This window comes from Leptospira alexanderi serovar Manhao 3 str. L 60 (genome assembly GCF_000243815.2).
GTDB lineage: Bacteria > Spirochaetota > Leptospiria > Leptospirales > Leptospiraceae > Leptospira > Leptospira alexanderi.
In genome coordinates, this window is sequence record NZ_AHMT02000015.1 from 147501 (window position 1) to 150000 (window position 2500).

General features: G+C 44.9%; 3 protein-coding genes (2 of these 3 only partly in view). All 3 read left to right on the plus strand.

What is annotated here, in order from left to right; genetic code table 11:
* Tightly spaced (each overlapping or abutting the next), the 3 genes in view from pheA to aroA form a layout consistent with a single transcriptional unit that may run on beyond the window.
* Positions 1-725: the 3' portion of a prephenate dehydratase gene (gene pheA / locus LEP1GSC062_RS04555; RefSeq protein ID WP_010578503.1), read on the plus strand. It extends 367 nt beyond the left edge of the window; only the last 725 of its 1092 coding nucleotides appear in the window; the start codon falls outside the window, past its left edge; the stop codon is at positions 723-725.
* Entirely contained in the window at positions 722-1639 is a 918-nt protein-coding gene (locus tag LEP1GSC062_RS04560; RefSeq protein ID WP_039941136.1) for a prephenate dehydrogenase, read from the plus strand. Before pheA ends, LEP1GSC062_RS04560 begins: the two co-directional genes overlap by 4 nt.
* Positions 1620-2500, plus strand: partial view of a 3-phosphoshikimate 1-carboxyvinyltransferase gene (aroA, locus tag LEP1GSC062_RS04565; protein WP_010578500.1) — the 5' portion only. It continues 442 nt past the right edge of the window; the window shows 881 of its 1323 coding nt (coding positions 1-881); it begins with the start codon at positions 1620-1622; the stop codon falls past the right edge of the window. The genes LEP1GSC062_RS04560 and aroA overlap by 20 nt, the downstream gene beginning before the upstream one ends.

The window sequence follows — 2500 nt, forward strand, 5'->3', positions numbered from 1 at the left end:
TTCCGGACGTGTTTCGTGCTGTGGAAACCGATAAGATCGACTACGGAGTCGTCCCGGTGGAAAACTCCAGCGAAGGTTTGGTCAATTCGACTTTGGATCAATTTTTGATTTCTGATCTTCTCATTTATTCCGAACACTATTTAAGAATCAACATCAGTCTTCTCGGATTTGAACACGATCTTTCCAAGATCAAATCGTTATACGGAATCAAAATCGCCAATTCCCAGTGTAAGAATTGGCTTGCGGCCAATCTACCTCACGTGGAGGTCATAGAAACATCTTCCACGGCCAAGGCGGCTCAGATCGTAGCGGAAAAAAAAGACGCTTGTGCGGCCATTGCCTCCTCCATTGCGGCGGAAATCTACGGGCTCAGTCTGATCCGGGAATCCATCGAAGACCTTGTCGACAATACGACACGATTTCTCATCATCGGAAAAAATCAATGCCCGCCCACCGGAAACGACAAAACTTCGATCGTTTTCTCCTGTCCCGATAAACCAGGCGCACTTTATCGGGTGTTAAAACCGTTTTTCGATCATCAGTTGAATCTGACCAAGATCGAATCCAGACCCACGAGAAGAAACTCTTGGGAATACAACTTCTTCATCGACTTTTACGGTCACCAAAAGGACGAAGCGATTCAGAACGTACTCGCAAGTTTGAATGAAAATACGATTTTTCTGAGAGTGCTCGGTTCCTATCCGATGTCTACGCAAAGCCTATGAGATTAGAATTTTCTAATGTTCTCATATATGGACTGGGGCTTATGGGGGCCTCGCTTTCTCTTGCCCTCAAAAAAAAAGGAATTTCGACACACGTTACCGGAGTGGTAAGCTCTTTTGCAAGTAAGTCCAAGGGAGAATCCCTGAAATCCGCGGATACGATTTTGACCGCGGAGGAATTCCGCTCCTCCAAAAGCTGGAAAGATTACGATTTTATTATATTCGGAGTTCCTGTTGATTTAACCGTAAAACTCATCGCACAATTGCCTCCGGATTATTCGGGAATGATTACCGATCTTGGATCCACAAAAAAAGAAATCATTCACGCCGTGGAAACGCGTTTCCCAAGCGGGCACAACTATGTTTCTTCTCATCCGATGTGCGGTTCGGAGGAATCTGGACTCGAATTCGCAAATGTTTCGTTATATGAGGGTCGGCTTTGTATTTTGACTTCCCCTAAAAATGCAAAACCGGAAATCAGGGATCGTTTGGAAAACTTTTGGAAATTCGTTGGCGCAGAAACGATCGAAATTTCGGCGGAGGAACACGATTCCATATTGTCCTATTTATCCCATTCTCCTCATATCCTTTCCTCGATTATGGCGGATTGGGCGGCCAATCAGAAAACCGTAAAACGTTACACCGATCTTTCTCCGATTCCTTTGAACGGGGGAGGGTTTCGAGATATGACTAGAATCGCAGGTTCCAACCCCAAGATGTGGGCGGCAATTTTTGGCTCTAACCAGAACGAAATCTACAAGTCTCTTCTGGATTATCGCGATCGGCTTGATAGTATATTAGAAAAATTGAATCCAAAAAACACTCTAGATCCGAAGGAATGGGAACGGTTTATGGAAACTTCCCGCAGATCTAGAGATTATATTTTGAAGAACCAGGATGATTCCAAAAAACATTAAACTCAAATCCGGAGAAATCACGGTTCCCGGAGACAAATCCCTTTCCCATCGCTGTGTTCTGTTTGCCGCTCTTTCCAAGGGAAAATCTAAAGTGACCGGATTTTTGGAAGCGGAAGACCCTTTGAACACGATGTCCGCTTTCACCAAACTTGGATTGAAGGCCCGAAAAGTTAAGCCGGGAGAATACGAGTTTGAAAGTCCGGGTAAGAGCGGTCTTATTTCGCCGAACGTGAATCTTGATTTCGGAAATGCGGGAACGGGGATTCGATTGTCTGCGGGACTCATCTGCGGTTTACCAGGAGTGAACGCGGTCCTTACGGGAGACGATTCTCTAAAAAAACGTCCCATGGGTAGAATCATTAAACCTTTGACTGCCATGGGAGCTTCCATTTTCGGTCTGGGGGAAAAAGAAACCGCTCCTTTAAAAGTAGAAGGAAAAAAACTAAAAAGCTTTCGTTATGAAAGTTCGATCGCGAGCGCACAGATCAAATCCTGTCTGATGCTTGCGGCGATTGCATCCGAAACAAATTTGGAATATTCGGAAAACAACCTATCCCGTGATCATACCGAAAACATGTTCCGGTTTTTAGGAAACAAGATCGAACAAATTTCCCCGTTTCATTTTAAAATCGAACCTCCATACGTTCTGAACGGGGGAGAATTTAAGGTGCCGGGTGACATATCTTCCGCCGCGTTTTTTTTGGTTCTTGGGGTTCTGGCCAAAGAAGGAAATCTTCTCGTCAAAAACATAGGACTCAATCCGGCTCGAATTGGAATTTTGAAAGCTCTCGAACTGATGGGCGCCAAAATCGAAATCCAGAATCAAAGGATGGAATGTGGAGAGCCGGTCGGGGATCTGAA